This window comes from Streptomyces lunalinharesii (assembly GCF_039532155.1).
GTDB lineage: Bacteria > Actinomycetota > Actinomycetes > Streptomycetales > Streptomycetaceae > Streptomyces > Streptomyces lunalinharesii.
Window position 1 is genome coordinate 117,713 of sequence record NZ_BAAARK010000003.1, and the last position, 18,290, is coordinate 136,002.

Consider the following 18,290-nt stretch of genomic DNA (forward strand, 5'->3'; position numbering starts at 1 on the left):
ACGTGAACGCGTCAGGGTCGGGTCCGGGCGGGCGTCAGGACGTCGGCTCGCCGACCCGCCGCCAGAACTCCGCCACGATGCTGTCGAGGAAGTCCCGGCCCGCCTTGCCGGCCTCGTCCGACGCGTCCCCGCCGGTCCAGCTGAGCGACGCCGTCATCGTCGCGTGGTACTCCTCGTGCAGTTCCTGGAGCGTCTGCTGCAACCGCTCCTTGGGCAGCGGCGCGAGCTTGCCGACCGGACGGACGTAGCCCTGCCAGCGCGTGGTGGCCGCACTGGTCAGCAGCTCCGTCAGCCGCTCCTCCTGGCCGGTGAAGCGGATCAGCGCCGGCAGCGGCAGCCGCAACTCCGCCGCCAGCGCCGCCGCCTGCCGGTCGGTGCCGCTCCACCGGCCGCCGGCCTCCAACCGCTCGTAGCCCGCCTGGTCCATGCCGACCCGCAGCGCGAGGTCGGCCGCGGCCAGGCCGAGCGCCAGCCGGAATTCGCGCAGCGTGCCGGGGGTGCCCAGGAGTTCGGCGGGCGCGCACCACAGGGCGCCGGCCAGCGCGGTCAGCTCGGCCTCGGTGGGGGCGCTTTCCCCCAATTCCCAGGACGCCACGACGGCCGGCTCCAGCCGCATTCCGTAGGCGGCCCAGATTCCGTAGGCGACATGCGCGTGGGTCATGCCCAGGGCCTCGCGCAGCCGGCGGGCGGCGGCAGCGTTGAAAGGGGGCCTGCGTGCATCCCCGTCGTGCGTGTCCACCGGCACACGGTAAGTGACGTGGTGGCTTCGCACCTATCGTACGGATGTCCAAGTTTGCTGGTTGGAGGAAGATACGGAGGTGTCGGTCACCCCCGGCCAGCTTTCGGCGCTTTCTCGCCAATCGGCGCCCGATCATGCCGCTGGTCAGGCACTTTGCTCCAACGAAGCGGTTCCCCGCGGCACCGCGCGGCGGGCCGCAGCCGGCCTGCCGTTTGGAGATAAGGATGGGCAATCGGACTGCCGGTGTCGAGTGCCGGATCGGAAATCCGGGGAGTTCGCCCGAAGCCGCCCGCACCGGAATTCCCCGGAAAAGCGAATTCGCCGCCCCCCGCCCGGAAGCCGCTCCGAGGAGAACTGCGCGAGGAACGGGCCGGCGGAATTCCGCCGCGCCACGGCGACGGGGACGCTGCCGCCGGATCTCCGCGGCGTCGCCGGAGAGCCGTCGGAAGCGCCCCGGCGGGCGCGCCGCCGGCTACCGCCCCGACCAGCGGTACCGCAGCTCCGGCCGGCCCACCTGCCCGTACTGCGGGGCCCGGGCGGCGCGGCCGCCGGTCACCAGGTGTTCCAGGTACCGGCGGGCCGTGATCCGGGAGATGCCCACGTCCGTGGCGGCCTCGGTCGCGGTGAGGCCGTCGGCGGCGGCCCGCAGCACCTCGGTCACCGCCCGCAGGGTCGCCGGGGTCAGCCCCTTGGGCAGTGCGGCCGGCTGCGGGGCGCGCAGCGCCGCCAGCGCCCGGTCCACCTCGTCCTGGCCGCTGGCCTCCCCGCTGGTGGCCCGGAACTCGGCGTAGCGCAGCAGCCGGTCCCGCAGGGTGGCGAAGGTGAACGGCTTCAGCACGTACTGCACGACGCCCAGGGAGACGCCCTCGCGGACCATCGCCAGGTCGCGGGCGGAGGTGACCGCGATGATGTCCGCGCTCTGCCCGGCCGCGCGCAGCGTCCGCAGCAGTTGCAGGCCGTGGCCGTCCGGCAGGAAGAGGTCCAACAGCACCAGGTCGACCGCGTGCTGGTCGAGGTGGCGGCGGGCGCCGGCCCCCGAGTGCACGGTGCCGGACACCGCGAAGCCCGGCACCCGCCCCACGTACAGGGCGTGCGCGGCCGCGGCGACCGGATCGTCCTCGACGACCAGCACCCGGATGGCCTCGGCGCTCATCGGACCCCCGTCCCTTCCGCCGCCCGCAGCGGCAACCGCACGGTGAACCGCGCACCGCCCTCCGGCCCCCGGGCGAGCCCGACCGTACCGCCGTGCCGGTGCACCGCCTGCCGCACGAGCGCCAGGCCCAGCCCCCGGGCCCCGCCGCCGGCGTGCTCCTTGGTGCTCCAGCCGCGCCGGAAGACCTCCTCGGTGGTGTCCGCGGCGACCCCCGGCCCGTTGTCCGTGACGCACAGCAGCAGTTCGCCGCCGTCGGCCCGCGCGGTGACCCGCACCTGGGGCGGGGCGTCGTGCTCCTGCGGCGGCGCGGCGGCGTCCAGGGCGTTGTCGATGAGGTTGCCCAGCACCGTCACCAGGTCGCGGGCGGGCAGGTCCGGCGGGATCACCCCGTCGTCGATCCGGCTGTCCTCGGTCAACACCAGCTCCACGCCGTGCTCGTTGGCCTGCGCGGCCTTGCCCAGCAGCAGGGCGGCCAGCACCGGCTCGGCGACCGCGCCCACCACCCGGTCGGTCAGCGCCTGCGCCAGCTCCAACTCGGCGGTGGCGAACTCCACCGCCTCCTCGGCCCGGCCCAGTTCGATCAGCGAGACCACCGCGTGCAGCCGGTTGGCCGCCTCGTGCGCCTGCGAGCGCAACGCCTCGGCGAAGCCCCGTACGGAGTCCAACTCACCCGACAGCGCCTGGAGTTCGGTGTGATCGCGCAGGGTGACGACGCTGCCGCGGTGCTGACCTCCGGAGATCGGCGAGGAGTTGACGACCAGCACCCGCTCGCCGGTCAGGTGCAGTTCGTCGACCCGGGGGCCGGCCGCCAGCAGCGCCCCGGTCAGCGGCTCCGGCAGCCCCAACCCGTCCACCGGCCGCCCCACCGCGTCCCCGGTCAGGCCCAGCAGCTCCCGCCCGCCGTCGTTGATCAGCGCGACCCGGCCGGCCCCGTCCAGCATCAGCAGCCCCTCGCGGACGGCGTGCAGCGCCGCCTCGTGGTAGTCGTACATCCGGGCCAGCTCGGCGGTGTTCATCCCGTGCGTGTGCCGGCGCAGCCGGGCGTTGAGCACGTACGTGCCCAGGCCGCCCAGCGCCAGCGCCGCCGCGGCCACCCCCACCAGCGCCAGGACCTGGTCCCGCAGCTGCTCGCTGATCGTGGCGATGGTGATGCCGGAACTCACCAGCGCGGTGATCGTGCCGCCCCGCTCGGGGTCGCGGACCGGGGCGACGACCCGCACGGACGGGCCGAGCACCCCCATGTGCGTCTCCGGGAAGACCTCGCCGCGCAGCGCCGGGCCGATGTGGCCGAGGTACTTCCCGCCGATCGCGGACGGCTCCGGGTGCGTCCAGCGCGTCCCGTCCGGCGCCATCACCACGACGAAGTCCACCCCGGCGTCCCGCCGCAGCCGCTCGCTGTACGGCTGGAGGGCGGCGGTCGGGTCCTTCGTGCGGGCCGCGGCCACCACGGCCGGGGAGTCGGCGACGGCGGTGGCCGCGGCGGTGGCCTGCCGGCGCGCGGTCTCCTCCGCCTGCCGTTCGGCACTCACGTACGCGAAGACCGCGCAGCCCAGGACCACGACCGCCACCAGGACCACCTGCATGGCGAAGAGCTGCCCGGCGAGACTGCGGGGGCCGCGCAGCCGCCGCGGCGGACGGGAACGGGGGAGGCGCATGCAGAACAGTCTGCACGGTCACTTTTACGTGAACGAAATGTACGCAAGGGTGACGGGCGCCACAGCGCCGTGCATAGTCGCCGGGACCTGTTGTGCGCCGTGAGCCGCTTCACCGGCGCAGAACCGTGGCCCCCGTCAGAAAGGTGGCAGCCGTGGCTGCACAGACCCCGTCGTCCCGGGGCACCGCCGAGGACGCTCCGCCGGCCAAGCGGGACCGGACGCACTTCCTCTACCTCGCCGTGATCGGTGCGGTCCTGCTCGGCATCGTCGTGGGCTTCGCCGCGCCCGGCGTCGCCGTCGAGCTCAAACCGCTCGGCACCGGGTTCGTCAACCTCATCAAGATGATGATCTCGCCGGTGATCTTCTGCACGATCGTGCTGGGCGTCGGCTCGGTCCGCAAGGCGGCCAAGGTCGGTGCGGTCGGCGGGCTGGCGCTCGGCTATTTCATGGTGATGTCCACGGTGGCGCTGGCCATCGGCCTGCTCGTCGGCAACCTCCTGGACCCCGGCGCCGGCCTGCACCTGACCGACGCGCTGCGGCACGCCGGCCAGGCCCAGACCGCCGGCGGCCACGAGTCCACCACCGACTTCCTCCTCGGCATCATCCCGACCACCCTGGTCTCCGCGTTCACCCAGGGCGAGGTCCTCCAGACGCTGCTGGTGGCCCTGTTGGTGGGCTTCGGGCTCCAGGCGCTCGGCCCGGCGGGCGAGCCGGTGCTGCGCGGCATCGGCCACGTGCAGAAGCTGGTCTTCCGGGTGCTGTCGATGATCATGTGGGCGGCGCCGGTGGGGGCCTTCGGCGCGATGGCCGCGGTCGTCGGCGCCACCGGGCTCGCCGCCCTGAAGTCGCTGGCCGTCATCATGGTCGGCTTCTACCTGACCTGCCTGCTCTTCGTCGTGGTCGTGCTCGGCGCGCTGCTCCGGCTGGTCGCCGGGGTGAACGTGCTGGCGCTGCTGAAGTACCTCGGCCGGGAGTTCCTGCTGATCCTGTCGACCTCCTCCTCGGAGTCGGCGCTGCCGCGGCTGATCGCGAAGATGGAGCACCTCGGCGTCAGCCGCCCGGTCGTCGGCATCACCGTCCCGACCGGCTACAGCTTCAACCTCGACGGCACCGCCATCTACCTGACCATGGCCTCGCTGTTCGTCGCCGAGGCGATGGACAAGCCGCTCTCCCTGGGCCAGCAGGTCTCGCTCCTCGTCTTCATGATCATCGCGTCGAAGGGGGCGGCCGGGGTCACCGGCGCGGGCCTGGCGACGCTGGCCGGCGGCCTCCAGTCGCACCGGCCCGAACTCGTCGACGGCGTCGGCCTGATCGTCGGCATCGACCGCTTCATGAGCGAGGCCCGGGCGATGACCAACTTCGCCGGCAACGCGGTGGCCACCGTCCTGATCGGCACCTGGACCAAGGAGATCGACAAGGCCCGGGTCACCGAAGTGCTGGCCGGCCGGCTGCCGTTCGACGAACGGACGCTGACCGCCGACGGCCACGGCGCCCCGACCGACGCCGGGGTCCCGGCACCGGCCGACGGCGGCAAGGCACCCGCTGCGGTCTGACGCTCCGCCGGCCGCCGCCGGCCGAGCGCCTCGGGGGCGCAGGAGGGGAGAAGGGGCGGGCGCCCGTGGCGCCCGCCCCTTCCGCGTACCGCCCGCCCGACCTGGCCCGCCCCGCCCCGCTAGGCGGGCACCAGCCAGACGGTGGCCAGCGGGGGCAGCACCACCGCGATCGAGGTGCGACGGCCGTTGCAGGCGACCGGCTCGGTCTTCAACGGATCGGGGTTGGTGACGCCGCCGCCGCCGAAGCGCGGATCGTCGGTGTTGAGGACCTCGCGCCAGACCGGTACGTCACCGGGCACCCCCAGCCGGTAGGCGTGCCGCACGACGGGCGAGAAGTTGCTGAGCGCGATCAGCGGGCTGCCGTCGGCGGCGTACCGCAGGAAGGAGAAGACGTTGTCCTCGCTGGCGTCGCCGTCGATCCAGTCGAAGCCGGCCGGATCGGTGTCGCGCTCCCACAGTGCGGGGGTCGCCGCGTAGCGGTGGTTCAGCTCCCGGACGAGGTCCCGCACGCCCCGGTGGTCCGGCTCCGCCTCGTAGGACGGGTCCAGCAGCCACCAGTCCGGGCCGTGCTGCTCCGCCCACTCCGCGCCCTGGGCGAACTCCTGCCCCATGAAGAGCAGTTGCTTGCCCGGATGGGCCCACATGAAGCCCAGGTACGCCCGGTGGGTGGCGCGCCGCTGCCACCAGTCGCCGGGCATCTTCGAGACCAGCGCCTGCTTGCCGTGCACCACCTCGTCGTGCGAGATCGGCAGCACGTAGTTCTCCGAATAGGCGTAGACCATGGAGAACGTCATCTCGCCGTGGTGGTACTTGCGGTGCACCGGCTCCTTCTCGACGTAGCCGAGCGAATCGTGCATCCAGCCCATGTTCCACTTCAGCCCGAAGCCCAGCCCGCCGAAGCCGCCCGGCCCGACGTGGTGCGTGGCGCGGGTGACGCCGTCCCAGGCGGTGGACTCCTCGGCGATCGTGACGACGCCGGGACAGCGGCGGTAGACCGTCGCGTTCATCTCCTGGAGGAAGGCCACCGCGTCGAGGTTCTCCCGACCGCCGTGGACGTTCGGCGTCCAGCCGCCCTCCTGGCGCGAGTAGTCGAGGTAGAGCATCGAGGCCACCGCGTCCACCCGCAGCCCGTCGATGTGGAACTCCTCGCACCAGTACACCGCGTTGGCGACCAGGAAGTTCCGCACCTCGGTCCGGCCGTAGTCGAACTCCAGCGTCCCCCAGTCCGGGTGGGCGGCCCGCGCCGGGTCCCCCGGCTCGTACAGCGGCCGTCCGTCGAACTCCGCCAGCGCCCACGCATCCCGCGGGAAGTGCGCCGGCACCCAGTCCATCAGCACCCCGATCCCGGCCCGGTGCAGGGCGTCGACGAGGAACTTGAAGTCGTCCGGGGTGCCCATCCGGGCGGTGGGCGCGTAGAAGCCGGTCACCTGGTAGCCCCAGGAGCCGCCGAAGGGGTGCTCGGCCACCGGCATGAACTCGACGTGGGTGAACCCCAGGTCCTTGACGTACGCGGGCAGTTGCGCAGCCAGCTGACGGTACGTCAGGCCAGGGCGCCAGGACGCCAGGTGCACCTCGTAGACGGAGAACGGCGCGGAGTGCACGGGGTGTTCGCCGCGCCGGGCCATCCAGTCGGCGTCCTGCCACGCGTGGTGCGAGGCGTGCACCACCGAGGCGGTGGCCGGCGGGCACTCGGTGCGCCGGGCCATCGGGTCGGCCCGGACCGTGTGCGACCCGTCCGGCCGGGTGATCTCGAACTTGTACAGCTCGCCCTCGCCCAGGCCCGGCAGGAACAGCTCCCACACCCCGGACGAGCCCAACGACCGCATCGGGGAGCCGGTGCCGTCCCAGTGGTTGAAGTTCCCCACCACCCGCACGCCCCGGGCGTTGGGCGCCCACACGGTGAACCGGGTGCCGCTCACCCCCTGGTGCGTCATGACCCGCGCCCCGAGCGCCTGCCACAGCTGCTCGTGCCGGCCCTCGGCGAACAGGTGCAGGTCCAGCTCGCCGACGGCGGGCAGGAAGCGGTAGGCGTCCGGCACGGTCACGGCGTCGTCGTCGTACTCGACCAGCAGCGCGTACGCGGGAACCTTGCCGAGCGGCAGCACGCCCGCGAACAGCCCGTCCCCCTCGGAGTGCAGGGGCGCCCGCAGCCCCGGCGCCACCACGCTGACGGCCCGGGCGAACGGCCGCAGGGTCCGCACCAGCAGCCCGCCGGCCACCGGGCGGGCACCGAGCAGGGCGTGCGGATCATGGTGCGCCCCGGCGAGCAGCCGCCCGCGGTCCTCGGCGGCGAGCGGCGCGGCCCGACCCGTGCCGGCCGGGGGCGTGCCGGCCAGGGTCGGGCGGGTCGTGGCCGGTCGGGTCGGTCGGGCCGGGCCGGGCGGGGCGGCACCCAAAGCGGGCTCGGGGGCGGCGGAACGGGGGCGGCGGGCGGTCACAGGAGGGCCTCCTCGGGGCGGGGGTCGATCGGTCGGTTCCGGCGGACGCGGTGCGACGGACGGCGGAGCGGGCGGGGCCGGCGCCCACCGCCCCGCGGGCACGGGCTCAGCCGGACCCCGGGTCCCCGCAGGACGCCAGCCGCCGGATCGCCGCCATCGGCACCGCCAGCCAGTCCGGCCGGTGCCGGGCCTCGTACAGCACCTCGTAGACGGCCTTGTCGGTCTCGTAGGCCCGCATCAGTTCCGGCGCCGAGCGCGGGTCCAGGCCGCCCGCCTCGGCGTAGCCCAGGCAGTACGCGGCACGGGTGCGGCGGGCCCACTCCAGCGCCCACGGGTCGCTGCCGGCCGGGCCGCTGCGCGCCGCGTAGTCGAACGAGCGGAGCATCGCGGCGACGTCGCGGACCGCCGGCTGCGGACGGCGCCGCTCGGCCAGCGGCCGGGCCGGCTCGCCCTCGAAGTCGATCAGCGCCCAGCGGCCCCCCTCCACGGACCGCAGCGTCTGCCCCAGGTGCAGGTCGCCGTGGATGCGCTGGGCGGCCCAGCTGCGGCCGTCGTGGCCGATCGCGGCGAGCGCGTCGAACGCGGTCCGCAGCCGCCCCCGGTAGGGCTGGAGCACCGGCACCGCGCGGGCGGTGGCCTCCAGGCGCTCGTTCATCTGGGCGGCGATCGCGTCCAGCTGCGGGCGGCGCAGCTCGGTGGTGGGCAGCGCCTGGGCGAGCGCGGTGTGCACCTCGGCGGTGGCGTGGCCGAGGGCGCGTGCCGAACGGGTGAAGTCGGCGCGCACCGCGAGCGCGTTCAGGGCCAGCTGCCAGCCGTCGCCGGAGCCGGCCAGGAAGGGCTGGAGGACGCCCAGCGTCGTCGCCTCGCCCGTCTCGTCGGGGGTCGCGACCTCGAACCACGCGGCGGGCGCCGGTACCCGGGCGCACTGGGCGCCGGCCAGCGCCCGCGGCAGCTCCAGATCCGGGTTGACCCCGGGCTCGATCCGCCGGAAGACCTTCAGGATGAACGTATCTCCATAGACGATCGAGGAGTTGGACTGCTCCACCGCGATCGGCCGGGCGGGCAGTCCGGAGGGGACGTCGACGTCCGGTTCGCGGCAGAAGCGCAGCGCCCCGATCCGGCCGGGCACCCGCAGCCGCTCCAGCAGCAGCCCGCACAACCGGTTGTCCAGCAGCGCGTCGTAGACGGTGCGGCCGCGCAAGGGGCCGCCGGTCGGGCGGCCGACCACCGCGGGCGCCAGGTGGGGCGGCGGCGCGGGGTGGGTGCCCAGCAGCAACTGGTAGCAGTCGCCGCCGGCCGGGGTGCGGCTGGGCGGCGCGCTCTGCTGGGCGCGGACCAGCAACTGGAGCAGGCCCGGCGCGCTGCCCGTGCCGGTGCACGGCAGCAGTTCGGTGGCCGCGACCAGCGTGAAGCCGGTGAGCAGCCGTCCCTTGCCGGCGAACCAGCGCTGGCGCGGCACCCACTCGGCCAGCAGGGGCGCCAGTGAGGAGAGCAGATCGGGTGCGGCGACCAGCGAGCGGTCAGGGGTGTGGCGGGTGGCACGGGTCGAGGCGGTGTCCGACATGGCGTCGCGTCCTTTCCCCGGGCACACGACAGACTGGGCAAAGTGTCCCGGAATGCGGCCTTTACGAGGCGGCCGTGCGGAACGTGTCGGGCGAGATCGTCCGTACGGCGTGGCGTTTTCGGCGTTTCTCGGCGTTCGCTTCGCTGTGCGGCGGTGCCTCCCCGGGCTCTGACGAGCAGGGGGACCCCCACCCGGGTCGGGGGCCGGCGTGGGCCCTCCGGACCGCCCGGCCCGTGAGGTAGTAGGGAGGTTGCCCGAGCGAAAGGTCGAAAAACGCCCGTACGCGCCGGAGGGTCGCGTACGGGCGGGATTTCCCGGGGTCCGGTGGCGGCACGGTCGCGGTGTCCCGTGGGCCGGCCGCGCCGGACGGCCCTAACCGGCGTGGTGCGCGGTCCTGCGCAGCCGGAACCAGTAGAAGCCGTGGCCCGCCAGGGTCAGCAGGTACGGCAGCGTGCCGATCGCGGGGAAGCGGACGCCACCGATGAGTTCCACCGGATGGCGGCCGCTGAACGCCTGGAGGTCCAACTCGGTGGGTTGCGCGAACCGCGAGAAGTTGTTCACGCACAGCACCAGGTCGTCGTCGGCTTCGCCCTTGCCCGGGGATTCCCGGAGGTAGGCGAGCACCGCGGGGTTGGACGACGGCAGCTCGGTGTAGCTGCCGAGTCCGAAGGCCGGGTTCTGCTTGCGGATCTCGATCATCCGGCGGGTCCAGTGCAGCAGCGACGAGGGCGAGCTCATCGCGGCCTCGACGTTGGTGACCTGGTAGCCGTAGACCGGGTCCATGATGGTCGGCAGGAACAGTCGGCCGGGGTCGCACGAGGAGAAGCCGGCGTTGCGGTCCGGGGTCCACTGCATCGGGGTGCGCACGGCGTCCCGGTCGCCGAGCCAGATGTTGTCGCCCATCCCGATCTCGTCGCCGTAGTAGAGGATCGGCGAGCCGGGCAGCGACAGCAGCAGCGCGGTGAACAGCTCGATCTGGTTGCGGTCGTTGTCCAGCAGCGGGGCCAGCCGGCGGCGGATGCCGATGTTGGCGCGCATCCGCGGGTCCTTGGCGTACTCCGCGTACATGTAGTCGCGCTCTTCGTCCGTGACCATTTCGAGGGTCAGCTCGTCGTGGTTGCGCAGGAAGATGCCCCACTGGCAGCCGGACGGGATCTGCGGCGTCTTGGCGAGGATCTCCGAGACCGGGTAGCGCGACTCCCGGCGGACCGCCATGAAGATGCGCGGCATGACCGGGAAGTGGAAGGCCATGTGGCACTCGTCGCCGCCGACCGCGTAGTCGCCGAAGTAGTCGACCACGTCCTCCGGCCACTGGTTGGCCTCGGCCAGCAGCACGGTGTCCGGGTACTGCGCGTCGATCTCGGCGCGCACCCGCTTCAGGAAGGCGTGCGAGGCCGGCAGGTTCTCGCAGTTGGTGCCCTCCTCGGCGTAGAGGTAGGGCACCGCGTCCAGCCGGAAGCCGTCGATGCCCAGGTCGAGCCAGAAGCGCAGGGCGGAGACCATCTCCTCCTGGACCGCCGGGTTCTCGTAGTTGAGGTCCGGCTGGTGGGAGAAGAAGCGGTGCCAGTAGTACTGCTTGCGGACCGGGTCGAAGGTCCAGTTGGAGACCTCGGTGTCGACGAAGATGATCCGGGCGTCGGCGTACTGCTTGTCGTCGTCCGCCCAGACGTAGTAGTCGCCGTACGGGCCGTCCGGATCGGTGCGGGACTCCTGGAACCACGGGTGCTGGTCGCTGGTGTGGTTCATCACCATGTCGATGATGACCCGCATGCCGCGCTGGTGGGCGGCGTCCACGAACTCCACGAAGTCGGCCAGGTCACCGAACTCGGGGAGCACCGCGGTGTAGTCCGCGACGTCGTAGCCGCCGTCCCGCAGCGGGGATTTGAAGAACGGCGGCAACCAGAGGCAGTCCACCCCCAGCCACTGCAGGTAGTCGAGCTTGGCCGTGATGCCCTTGAGGTCCCCGATGCCGTCACCGTTGCTGTCCTGGAAGGAACGGACCAGCACCTCGTAGAAGACCGCCCGTTTGAACCAGTCGGGGTCGCGGTCCTTCGCCGGGGTGTCTTCGAACGTGTCGGGAACGGGCTCATTGACGATCAATTGGGTGACCCTCCGATCGGTGAGGACGGTCGCAGTGACAGCACGTGAGCCGGCGCGAGTGAGCTGCCCGGCTCCAGGCGCACATAGTTGTCCCTGCCCCAGTGGTAGGTGTCGCCGGTGAGCTCGTCGCGCACCGGGAAGGACTCGTGCCGGCCGAGGCCGAGTTCCGGCATGTCCAACGACACCGTCGCCTCGTGGGTGTGGTGCGGGTCGAGGTTGACCACCGTGAGCACCGCGTCGTTGCCCGCGCGCTTGGAGTAGGCGAGGACGGCGTCGTTGTCGACGCGGTGGAAGTGCAGGTTGCGCAGCTGTTGCAGGGCCGGATGGCGGCGGCGGATGCGGTTGAGGGCGGTGATCAGCGGGGCGATGGACCGCCCCTCGCGGGCCGCGGCCTCCCAGTCGCGCGGCCGCAGCTGGTACTTCTCGGAGTCCAGGTATTCCTCGCTGCCGGGCCGCACCGCGGTGGCCTCGCACAGCTCGTAGCCCGCGTACAGGCCCCAGCTGGGGGAGAGGGTGGCGGCCAGGACGGCGCGGGACTCGAAGGCCGGGCGGCCGCCCTCCTGGAGGTGCGCGTGCAGGATGTCGGGCGTGTTCACGAAGAAGTTGGGCCGCAGGTAGGCGGCGCCCTCGCCGGTCAGCTCGGTGAGGTACTCGGTCAGCTCCTGCTTGGTGTTGCGCCAGGTGAAGTACGTGTACGACTGCTGGAACCCGATCTGGGCGAGGGTGTGCAGCATCGCCGGACGGGTGAACGCCTCCGCCAGGAAGAGCACGTCCGGATCGGTGCGGTTGATGTCGCTGAGGACCTTCTCCCAGAACGCCACCGGCTTGGTGTGCGGGTTGTCCACCCGGAAGATCCGGATGCCCTTGGCCATCCAGAAGCGCAACAGGCGCTCGGTCTCCCGGACCAGCCCGCGGAAGTCGGCGTCGAAGGCCACGGGGTAGATGTCCTGGTACTTCTTCGGCGGGTTCTCCGCGTAGGCGACGGAGCCGTCGGCGCGGTGGTGGAACCACTGCGGGTGCAGGGTGACCCAGGGGTGGTCCGGGGAGCACTGCAGGGCGAAGTCCAGCGCCACCTCCATCCGCAGGTCGCGGGCGGTCCGCACGAAGTGGTCGAAGTCCTCGAAGGTGCCCAGGTCCGGGTGGAGCGCGTCGTGGCCGCCGGCCGGCGACCCGATGGCCCAGGGGGAGCCGACGTCGCGGGCCCTGGCGGAGAGCGCGTTGTTGGGGCCCTTGCGGTGGCTGGTGCCGATCGGGTGGACCGGCGGGAGGTAGACCACGTCGAAGCCCATCGCGGCGACCGCGGGCAGCCGCTCGGCGGCGGTGCGCAGGGTGCCGCTGACGAGCGTGCCGTCCGGGCCGGTCGTGGCGCCCTCGGAGCGCGGGAAGAGTTCGTACCAGGAGCCGTACAGGGCCCGGCGGCGCTCGACGACCAGCGGCATCGGGCGGGAGACGGTGAGCAGTTCGCGCAGCGGGTGGCGCTCCAGCGCCTCGGTGACCTGCGGGGCGAGTGCGGTGGCCAGGCGGGTGGCGGCCGGCAGGGTGGCGTCGCGCAGTGCGTCGACGGCGGTCAGCACCGCCTCCCGGCCGTCGCTCTTGGGGACCTCGGTGGCGGCCCGCTCGTGCAGCGCGGCGCCCTCGGTGAGGACCAGCTCGGTGTCGATCCCGGCCGGGATCTTGACCGCCGCGTGCCGGCGCCAGGTGGCGACCGGGTCGGACCACGCCTCCACGGTGAACGTCCAGCGCCCCTCGACGTCGGGGGTGACCTCGCAGACCCACCGATCGGTGCCCGGTGCCCGCTCCCGCATCGGGGTCCACGGGCCGCAGCGGCCCGCCGGGTTGCGCAGCACCACGTTCGCGGCGACCGCGTCGTGGCCTTCTCGGAAGACCGTGGCGGAGACCTCGAAGGTTTCGTCCACCGCGGCCTTGGCCGGGCGGCGACCGCAATCGATCTGCGGGCGGATGTCCAGTACAGGGATGCGACCGATCATGGGCTCACCTGGGTTTGTGGTGCTTTGAGGGGTTTTGTCCTTTCTATCCGCTCCACGGTGAGGGGGCGGGGTGCGGGCATGGGCGCTCCTGTCCGCTTTCACTCTGCTGGCGGATGGCACGGCGGGCCGGATCGGGTCCCGCCGGCCGGTTGCGCGCGACGCCGCCGTCGGTGAGCCTTCCCGCGCGCGGTCGGGCCGCATGCCGCGGGAAGGTGAACCACCGACGCGTAACCGCGCACGCCGTGTGCTCCGGTGGACGAGGGCCGCCGCTCCGGTGGGCGGCTGCGGCTTGGTGCTGACACGGTCGACGTTCGCCTCCTCAACTCGGTGTGATCACAGCGGAGTTGCGGTGTGCGGAAGTCCGTTGCCGCGCCGGGGCCCGTCGGCGCCACCATCGCAGCCTCTCGCCGAGCGGGTATCCGTACAAGAGCGCCTGAGGGGGTGGAATTGGCCATATCGGCGGACCGGGCGGTACGGGGCGACGGCCGCCGGTCAGTGGCGCGCGGCGGGCGGCCCGCCGTCGGCGCGCGGGACCGGTCGACCGGTGACCGCGGCCGACCGGGGGCGGGGGTGCCGCCGGGCGGCGGGTGGCCGGTGCGGTGGGCGGTCCGGGGCGTGGGGCGCCGGGTGGGCGGTGGGTCCGCGGGGGAGGGAGCCGGCCGGGCGGGACTGGCCGAAAAAAGCCGGCGTGGCCGGGGGAGCGTTCCCCCGGCCACGCCGGTGCGGTGCGGCCAACCGGCCGCGGTGGTGCGTTACTTGACGTTCACGCCGGCCCAGGCCGACTCGACGCCCTTGACCTCGGCGCTGTCCGCGCCGTAGAGGTCGGTGGCCGCCTTGACGGTCGCCTCGCGGGCCGCCTTGTAGTCGGTGGTCGAGGTCATGTACGCGGTCAGCGCCTTGAACCAGATCTTCTCGGCCTTGTCGCGGCCGATGCCGGTGACCTTGGAGCCGTCCGCGGTCGGGCTGTCGTAGTGGTCGCCGTTGGCGTCCTTGGCGCCGCTGCCCTCGGACAGCAGGTAGAAGAAGTGGTTGGCGATGCCGGAGGAGTAGTGGACGTCGACGTTGCCGGCGTCGGCGCTCCAGTTGTCCAGGGACTGGCCGTCCTTGGAGGGCTTGTCCATGTAGCGCAGCGGCTTGCCGTCGCCGTTGATGTCGATCTTCTTGCCGATGAAGTAGCTGCCCGGCTCCTCGGGGTTCTTGGCGTAGAACGCGACCGAGGCGCCGAAGATGTCCGACGTGGCCTCGTTCAGGCCGCCGGACTCACCGCTGTACTCCAGGCCGGCGGTGGCCGAGGTGACGCCGTGCGACATCTCGTGGCCCGCGACGTCGAGGGCGGTCAGCGGCTTGTTGTTGCCCTGGCCGTCGCCGTACGTCATGCAGAAGCAGCTGTCGTCCCAGAACGCGTTGACGTAGCTCTGGCCGTAGTGGACGCGGGACGTGGCGCCCTTGCCGTCGCCCTTGATGCCGCTGCGGCCGTGCACGTTCTTGTAGTAGTCCCAGGTCTCCTGGGCGCCGTAGGCGGCGTCGACGGCGGCGGTCTGCGGGTTGCTCGGCTTGCCGTCGCCCCACGTGTCGGTGGAGTTGGTGAACAGCTTGCCGTCGCCGCTCTCGCTGCCGCCCAGGTCGAACGTCGAGTGGCCGCCGCGGGTGTCGTCGGTCAGCTCGTAGCCGTTGGCGCCCTTCTTGGTCGTGAGGTCGACCTTGCCGGCGTACTCGCTGTTGCCGACGCCGTTCTCGATGCCCTGGTACTGGTAGAGCTTCTTGCCGGTGTTGGCGTCGGTGATGACGTGCAGCTGGTTGGGCGTGCCGTCCTTCTGGACGCCGCCGACCACGGTCTCGTAGGCCAGCACCGGGGTGCCCTTGGCGGCCCAGACCACCTTGCGGGGTGCCGGCGCGTCGACCTTCTTGGCGCCGATGGTCTTGGTCGCGGTCGACTCGGCGGCCAGCGCGGCGGCCTTCGGGGCGATCTTCGCGGTGGTGGAGGCGACGGCGACCTTCGCCGTGGTGGCCTTGCTGACGCCCTTCACGGCGCCGCCCTTGGCGGTGTGCACGACCAGGTCGCCGCCGAGCACGGGCAGGCCGGCGTAGGTGCGGTCGTAGCGGGTGTGCACGGTGCCGTCGGTGTCCTTGATGACGTCCTTGACGACCAGCTTCTCCTGCGCGCCCAGGCCCAGTGACGTGGCGGTCTGCGCCGTGGCGGCCTGCGCGTCGTGCACCAGCTCCGCGTGGTGCGAGGTGCTGAGCGCGAGCGCCGCGCCGCCGTGGGGGGCGGCGGGGGCGGGGGCGGCGCCGGCGGTACCGGCGGCGGTGATGCCGGCGACGAGCAGGGCCGCGGCGGCGGCGACCGAACCGGTCACACGGGTCTTACGGGATATGTGGGGGGTCACGCGTGCTCCTTCAACTTTGCCAAGTGGTGGGGGTGCAAAGCGATGCGGGTGTGACATGCGTCGGGAAGACTGCCATTCGAACGCGTGCATGTCAGGGGGGTGTTCGGAGGTTGGCCGAAATTCGTCCGTACAGAGGGGCTCGATGTCCGGATAACGGAGCGGGGCGCCGCTCCCGGAGATCCGGGGGCGACGCCCAACTCGACTGCGTGAGAGATCAGTTGTACCGATCGGCGGGATTTGTCCGGCGGGCTGCCCGCTCTGTCACCTCAAGGTGACGGGCATATTGCCGGTTGCTGTCAGAACGTCAGCTTCCAGCCGTTGAGGGTGCCCGCGTCGCCCGCGTAGACGTCCTGGACGCGCAGCTTCCAGGTGCCGTTCGCGGCCTTCGTCGAGGCGTTGACGGTGTACGTGGCCTTCACGTCGGCCGCCGAGTCCCCGAGGTTGGCGCTCTTCAGGCGGTACGCGGTGCCGTCCGGGGCCAGCAGGTCGATGACCAGGTCACCGCGCCAGCTGTGGGTGATGTCCACCGTCACCTTGAGGCCGCTGGGGGCGTTGCCGCTGCGGCTGACCGGGATCGGCGAGGTGATCGCCGCACCGCCGTCCGGGATGGCGACCTTGGTGTTGTTCTCGAAGACGCTGCCGCCGCCGACCGCGTTGACGGTCCAGGTGAAGGACGTGGTCCCGGTCTTCTTGGCCGCGTCGGTGACCGTCACGGTGACCGTGGTGCTGCCGGCGGTGGTCGGCGTCCCGGAGATCAGGCCGGTGCCGGCGTCCAGGGACAGCCCGGCGGGCAGCCCGGTGGCCGCGTAGGACAGCGCGCCGGTGGTGCCGCTGCTGGCCTTGAGCTGGAGGCTGGCCGCCTGGCCGACGGTGCTGGTCTGGTTGCCCGGGTTGGTGACCGAGACCCCGCCGTCGGAGACCCGGGAGCCGACGTTCACCGCCGCCCAGGTGTTGGCGACCGTGTTGTACGTGGCGCTGCCCTGGCCGAACAGGTCGGCGGCGGCCTGGAGGGTGGCGGTGCGGGCGCCGGCGTAGTTGGTGTTGGCGCTCATGTACTGGCTGAGCGCCTTGAACCAGACCTTCTCGGCGTTGGCCCGGCCGATGCCCGGCACCGGCTGGTTGTCGTAGGTCGGGCTGTCGTAGTGGACGCCGCCGATGTCCTTGGCGCCGCTGCCCTCGGAGAGCAGGTAGAAGAAGTGGTTGGCGACGCCGGAGGAGTAGTGCACGTCCTTGTTGCCGACGGTGCTCGACCAGTAGTCGGCGGAGGCGCCGTCCTTGGAGGGCTTGTCCATGTAGCGCAGCGGGGTGCCGTCGCCGTTGATGTTGATCTTCTCGCCGATGAGGTAGTCACCGGGGTCGGCCGGGTTGTTGGCGTAGAACTCCACGGCGGTGCCGAAGATGTCCGAGGTGGCCTCGTTGAGGCCGCCGGACTCGCCGCTGTAGGTGAGGTTGGCGGTGGCGGCGGTGACGCCGTGCGACATCTCGTGGCCGGCCACGTCCAGGGCGGTCAGCGGGTCGGCGTTGTTGGCGCCGTCGCCGTAGGTCATGCAGAAGCAGCCGTCGTCCCAGAAGGCGTTGACGTAGCTGTTGCCGTAGTGCACACGGGAGTAGGCGCCGACGCCGTCCCCGCGGATGCCGGTGCGGCCGTGCACGTTCTTGTAGTAGTCCCAGGTCTCCTGGGCGCCGTAGGCGGCGTCCACGGCGGCGGTCTGCGCGTTGCCGGTGGTGCCGTCGCCCCAGGTGTCGTCGGCGTCGGTGAACAGCGAACCGGTGCCGGACGAACCGTGGTTGAGGTTGTACGTCTTGTGGCCGCCGCGGGTGCCGTCGGTCATCGTGAAGTTCGGCGCCGAGCCGGAGGTCCCGATGGTGACCTTGCCGCTGTACTCGCTGTTGCCGATGCCGTTCTCGATGCCCTGGTACTGGAAGATCTTCGCGCCGGTGGTGGCGTCCGTGATGACGTGCAACTGGTTGGGCGTGCCGTCGTCCTGGAGGCCGCCGACCACCGTCTCCCAGGCCAGCCGAGGGGTGCCGTCGGCGGCCCAGACGACCTTGCGCGGCGCCTGGTCGGCCGCGGTCTTCGTGGAGCCGAGCGACTTCGCCGCGGTGACCGCCTTGCCCGCGGCGGTGGCCGGGGCGACCTTGGCGGTGGTGGAGGGCACCGCGAGGGCCTTCTTGAGGGCCTTGGTGGTGCTCTTGACCGCGCCGGTCTTCGCGGTGTGCACGACGAGGTCGCCGCCGAGCACCGGCAGGCCCTCGTAGGTGCGCTCGTAGCGGGTGTGCACGCTGCCGTCGACGTCCTTCTCGACGTCCTTGACGACCAGCTTCTCCTTGGCGCCGAGTTGGAGCCGCCGGGCGGTGGCGGCGGTGGTGCCGTTCGCCGTGCGGAGCAGTTCGGCCCGCTGGGAGGGGGAGAGCTTGGCGGGCAGCGCACCGGCGGCGGGGACCGCCTGCGGGCCCGGGCGGGCGGCGGGAGTGCCCTGCGGGCTGGCCGCCGCGCCGGTACCGGCCTGGACGCCGACGGCCAGCAGCGCGGTGACCGCGACCAGCGCGCCGGTCGCCACGGCGCGGCGCTGCGGGGTGGATCTATGGGGGGTGCTTCTCACACTGACTCCTTCTGCGGGGCCGCGACATGAGGGGGGCGGCCGAGCGGGACCGGGCGGCGAAGCGGCCGTCCGGGCAGAGCGAGGCAGAACTCGTGGAGCGTGTGTGGGGG

The 18,290-nt window shown here is 72.5% G+C and carries 10 protein-coding genes; 1 reads left to right on the top strand and 9 read right to left on the bottom strand.

The window, feature by feature from the left end; translation table 11 throughout:
• Positions 1 to 34: 34 nt before the first annotated feature.
• The 3 genes from ABD385_RS06505 to ABD385_RS06515 all read right to left on the bottom strand — a co-directional run bounded on the left by ABD385_RS06505 (position 35) and on the right by ABD385_RS06515 (position 3,547).
• The gene (locus ABD385_RS06505; protein WP_344574025.1) at positions 35 to 745 is read right to left on the bottom strand and encodes an XRE family transcriptional regulator; all 711 of its coding nucleotides are present in this window, start codon (positions 743 to 745) and stop codon (positions 35 to 37) included.
• Positions 746 to 1,211: 466 nt separating this feature from the next.
• Positions 1,212 to 1,892: a response regulator gene (locus tag ABD385_RS06510; RefSeq protein WP_344574026.1), complete on the bottom strand. Its 681-nt coding sequence runs from the start codon at positions 1,890 to 1,892 to the stop codon at positions 1,212 to 1,214.
• On the bottom strand, positions 1,889 to 3,547 hold the full coding sequence (locus tag ABD385_RS06515) for a sensor histidine kinase (protein WP_344574027.1): 1,659 nt from the start codon (positions 3,545 to 3,547) through the stop codon (positions 1,889 to 1,891). Before ABD385_RS06515 ends, ABD385_RS06510 begins: the two co-directional genes overlap by 4 nt.
• A 152-nt stretch (positions 3,548 to 3,699) precedes the next feature.
• Here ABD385_RS06515 and ABD385_RS06520 point away from each other — a divergent pair, with 152 nt between their 5' ends.
• Positions 3,700 to 5,100, top strand: a complete 1,401-nt coding sequence (locus tag ABD385_RS06520) for a cation:dicarboxylate symporter family transporter (protein ID WP_344574028.1) — start codon at positions 3,700 to 3,702, stop codon at positions 5,098 to 5,100.
• Positions 5,101 to 5,219: 119 nt separating this feature from the next.
• Here the strand turns inward: ABD385_RS06520 and glgB are convergent, their stop codons facing one another.
• The 6 genes from glgB to ABD385_RS06550 all read right to left on the bottom strand — a co-directional run bounded on the left by glgB (position 5,220) and on the right by ABD385_RS06550 (position 18,138).
• Positions 5,220 to 7,538 carry a 1,4-alpha-glucan branching enzyme gene (gene glgB, locus ABD385_RS06525; protein WP_425585357.1) on the bottom strand — a complete coding sequence of 773 codons (2,319 nt, stop codon included), beginning with the start codon at positions 7,536 to 7,538 and terminating at the stop codon, positions 5,220 to 5,222.
• Positions 7,539 to 7,644: 106 nt separating this feature from the next.
• Positions 7,645 to 9,102: a maltokinase N-terminal cap-like domain-containing protein gene (locus ABD385_RS06530; protein ID WP_344574029.1), complete on the bottom strand. Its 1,458-nt coding sequence runs from the start codon at positions 9,100 to 9,102 to the stop codon at positions 7,645 to 7,647.
• Positions 9,103 to 9,474: 372 nt separating this feature from the next.
• Entirely contained in the window at positions 9,475 to 11,202 is a 1,728-nt protein-coding gene (treS, locus tag ABD385_RS06535; RefSeq protein WP_344574030.1) for a maltose alpha-D-glucosyltransferase, read from the bottom strand.
• Positions 11,199 to 13,190, bottom strand: coding sequence for an alpha-1,4-glucan--maltose-1-phosphate maltosyltransferase (locus tag ABD385_RS06540; RefSeq protein ID WP_344574031.1), 1,992 nt, complete (start codon positions 13,188 to 13,190; stop codon positions 11,199 to 11,201). The genes treS and ABD385_RS06540 overlap by 4 nt, the downstream gene beginning before the upstream one ends.
• Before the next feature lie 752 nt (positions 13,191 to 13,942).
• Positions 13,943 to 15,577, bottom strand: coding sequence for a M4 family metallopeptidase (locus tag ABD385_RS06545; RefSeq protein WP_344574032.1), 1,635 nt, complete (start codon positions 15,575 to 15,577; stop codon positions 13,943 to 13,945).
• Positions 15,578 to 15,873: 296 nt separating this feature from the next.
• A complete protein-coding gene (locus ABD385_RS06550) occupies positions 15,874 to 18,138 on the bottom strand; it encodes a M4 family metallopeptidase (protein ID WP_344574033.1) in 2,265 nt (754 codons plus the stop codon).
• Positions 18,139 to 18,290 lie beyond the last annotated feature (152 nt).

Coding starts and splice junctions, on each gene's coding strand:
- ABD385_RS06510 (WP_344574026.1), bottom strand. CDS start 1,892: ATGAGCGCCGAGGCCATCCGGGTGCTGGTCGTCGAGGACGATCCGGTC.
- ABD385_RS06515 (WP_344574027.1), bottom strand. CDS start 3,547: ATGCGCCTCCCCCGTTCCCGTCCGCCGCGGCGGCTGCGCGGCCCCCGC.
- ABD385_RS06530 (WP_344574029.1), bottom strand. CDS start 9,102: ATGTCGGACACCGCCTCGACCCGTGCCACCCGCCACACCCCTGACCGC.
- ABD385_RS06540 (WP_344574031.1), bottom strand. CDS start 13,190: ATGATCGGTCGCATCCCTGTACTGGACATCCGCCCGCAGATCGATTGC.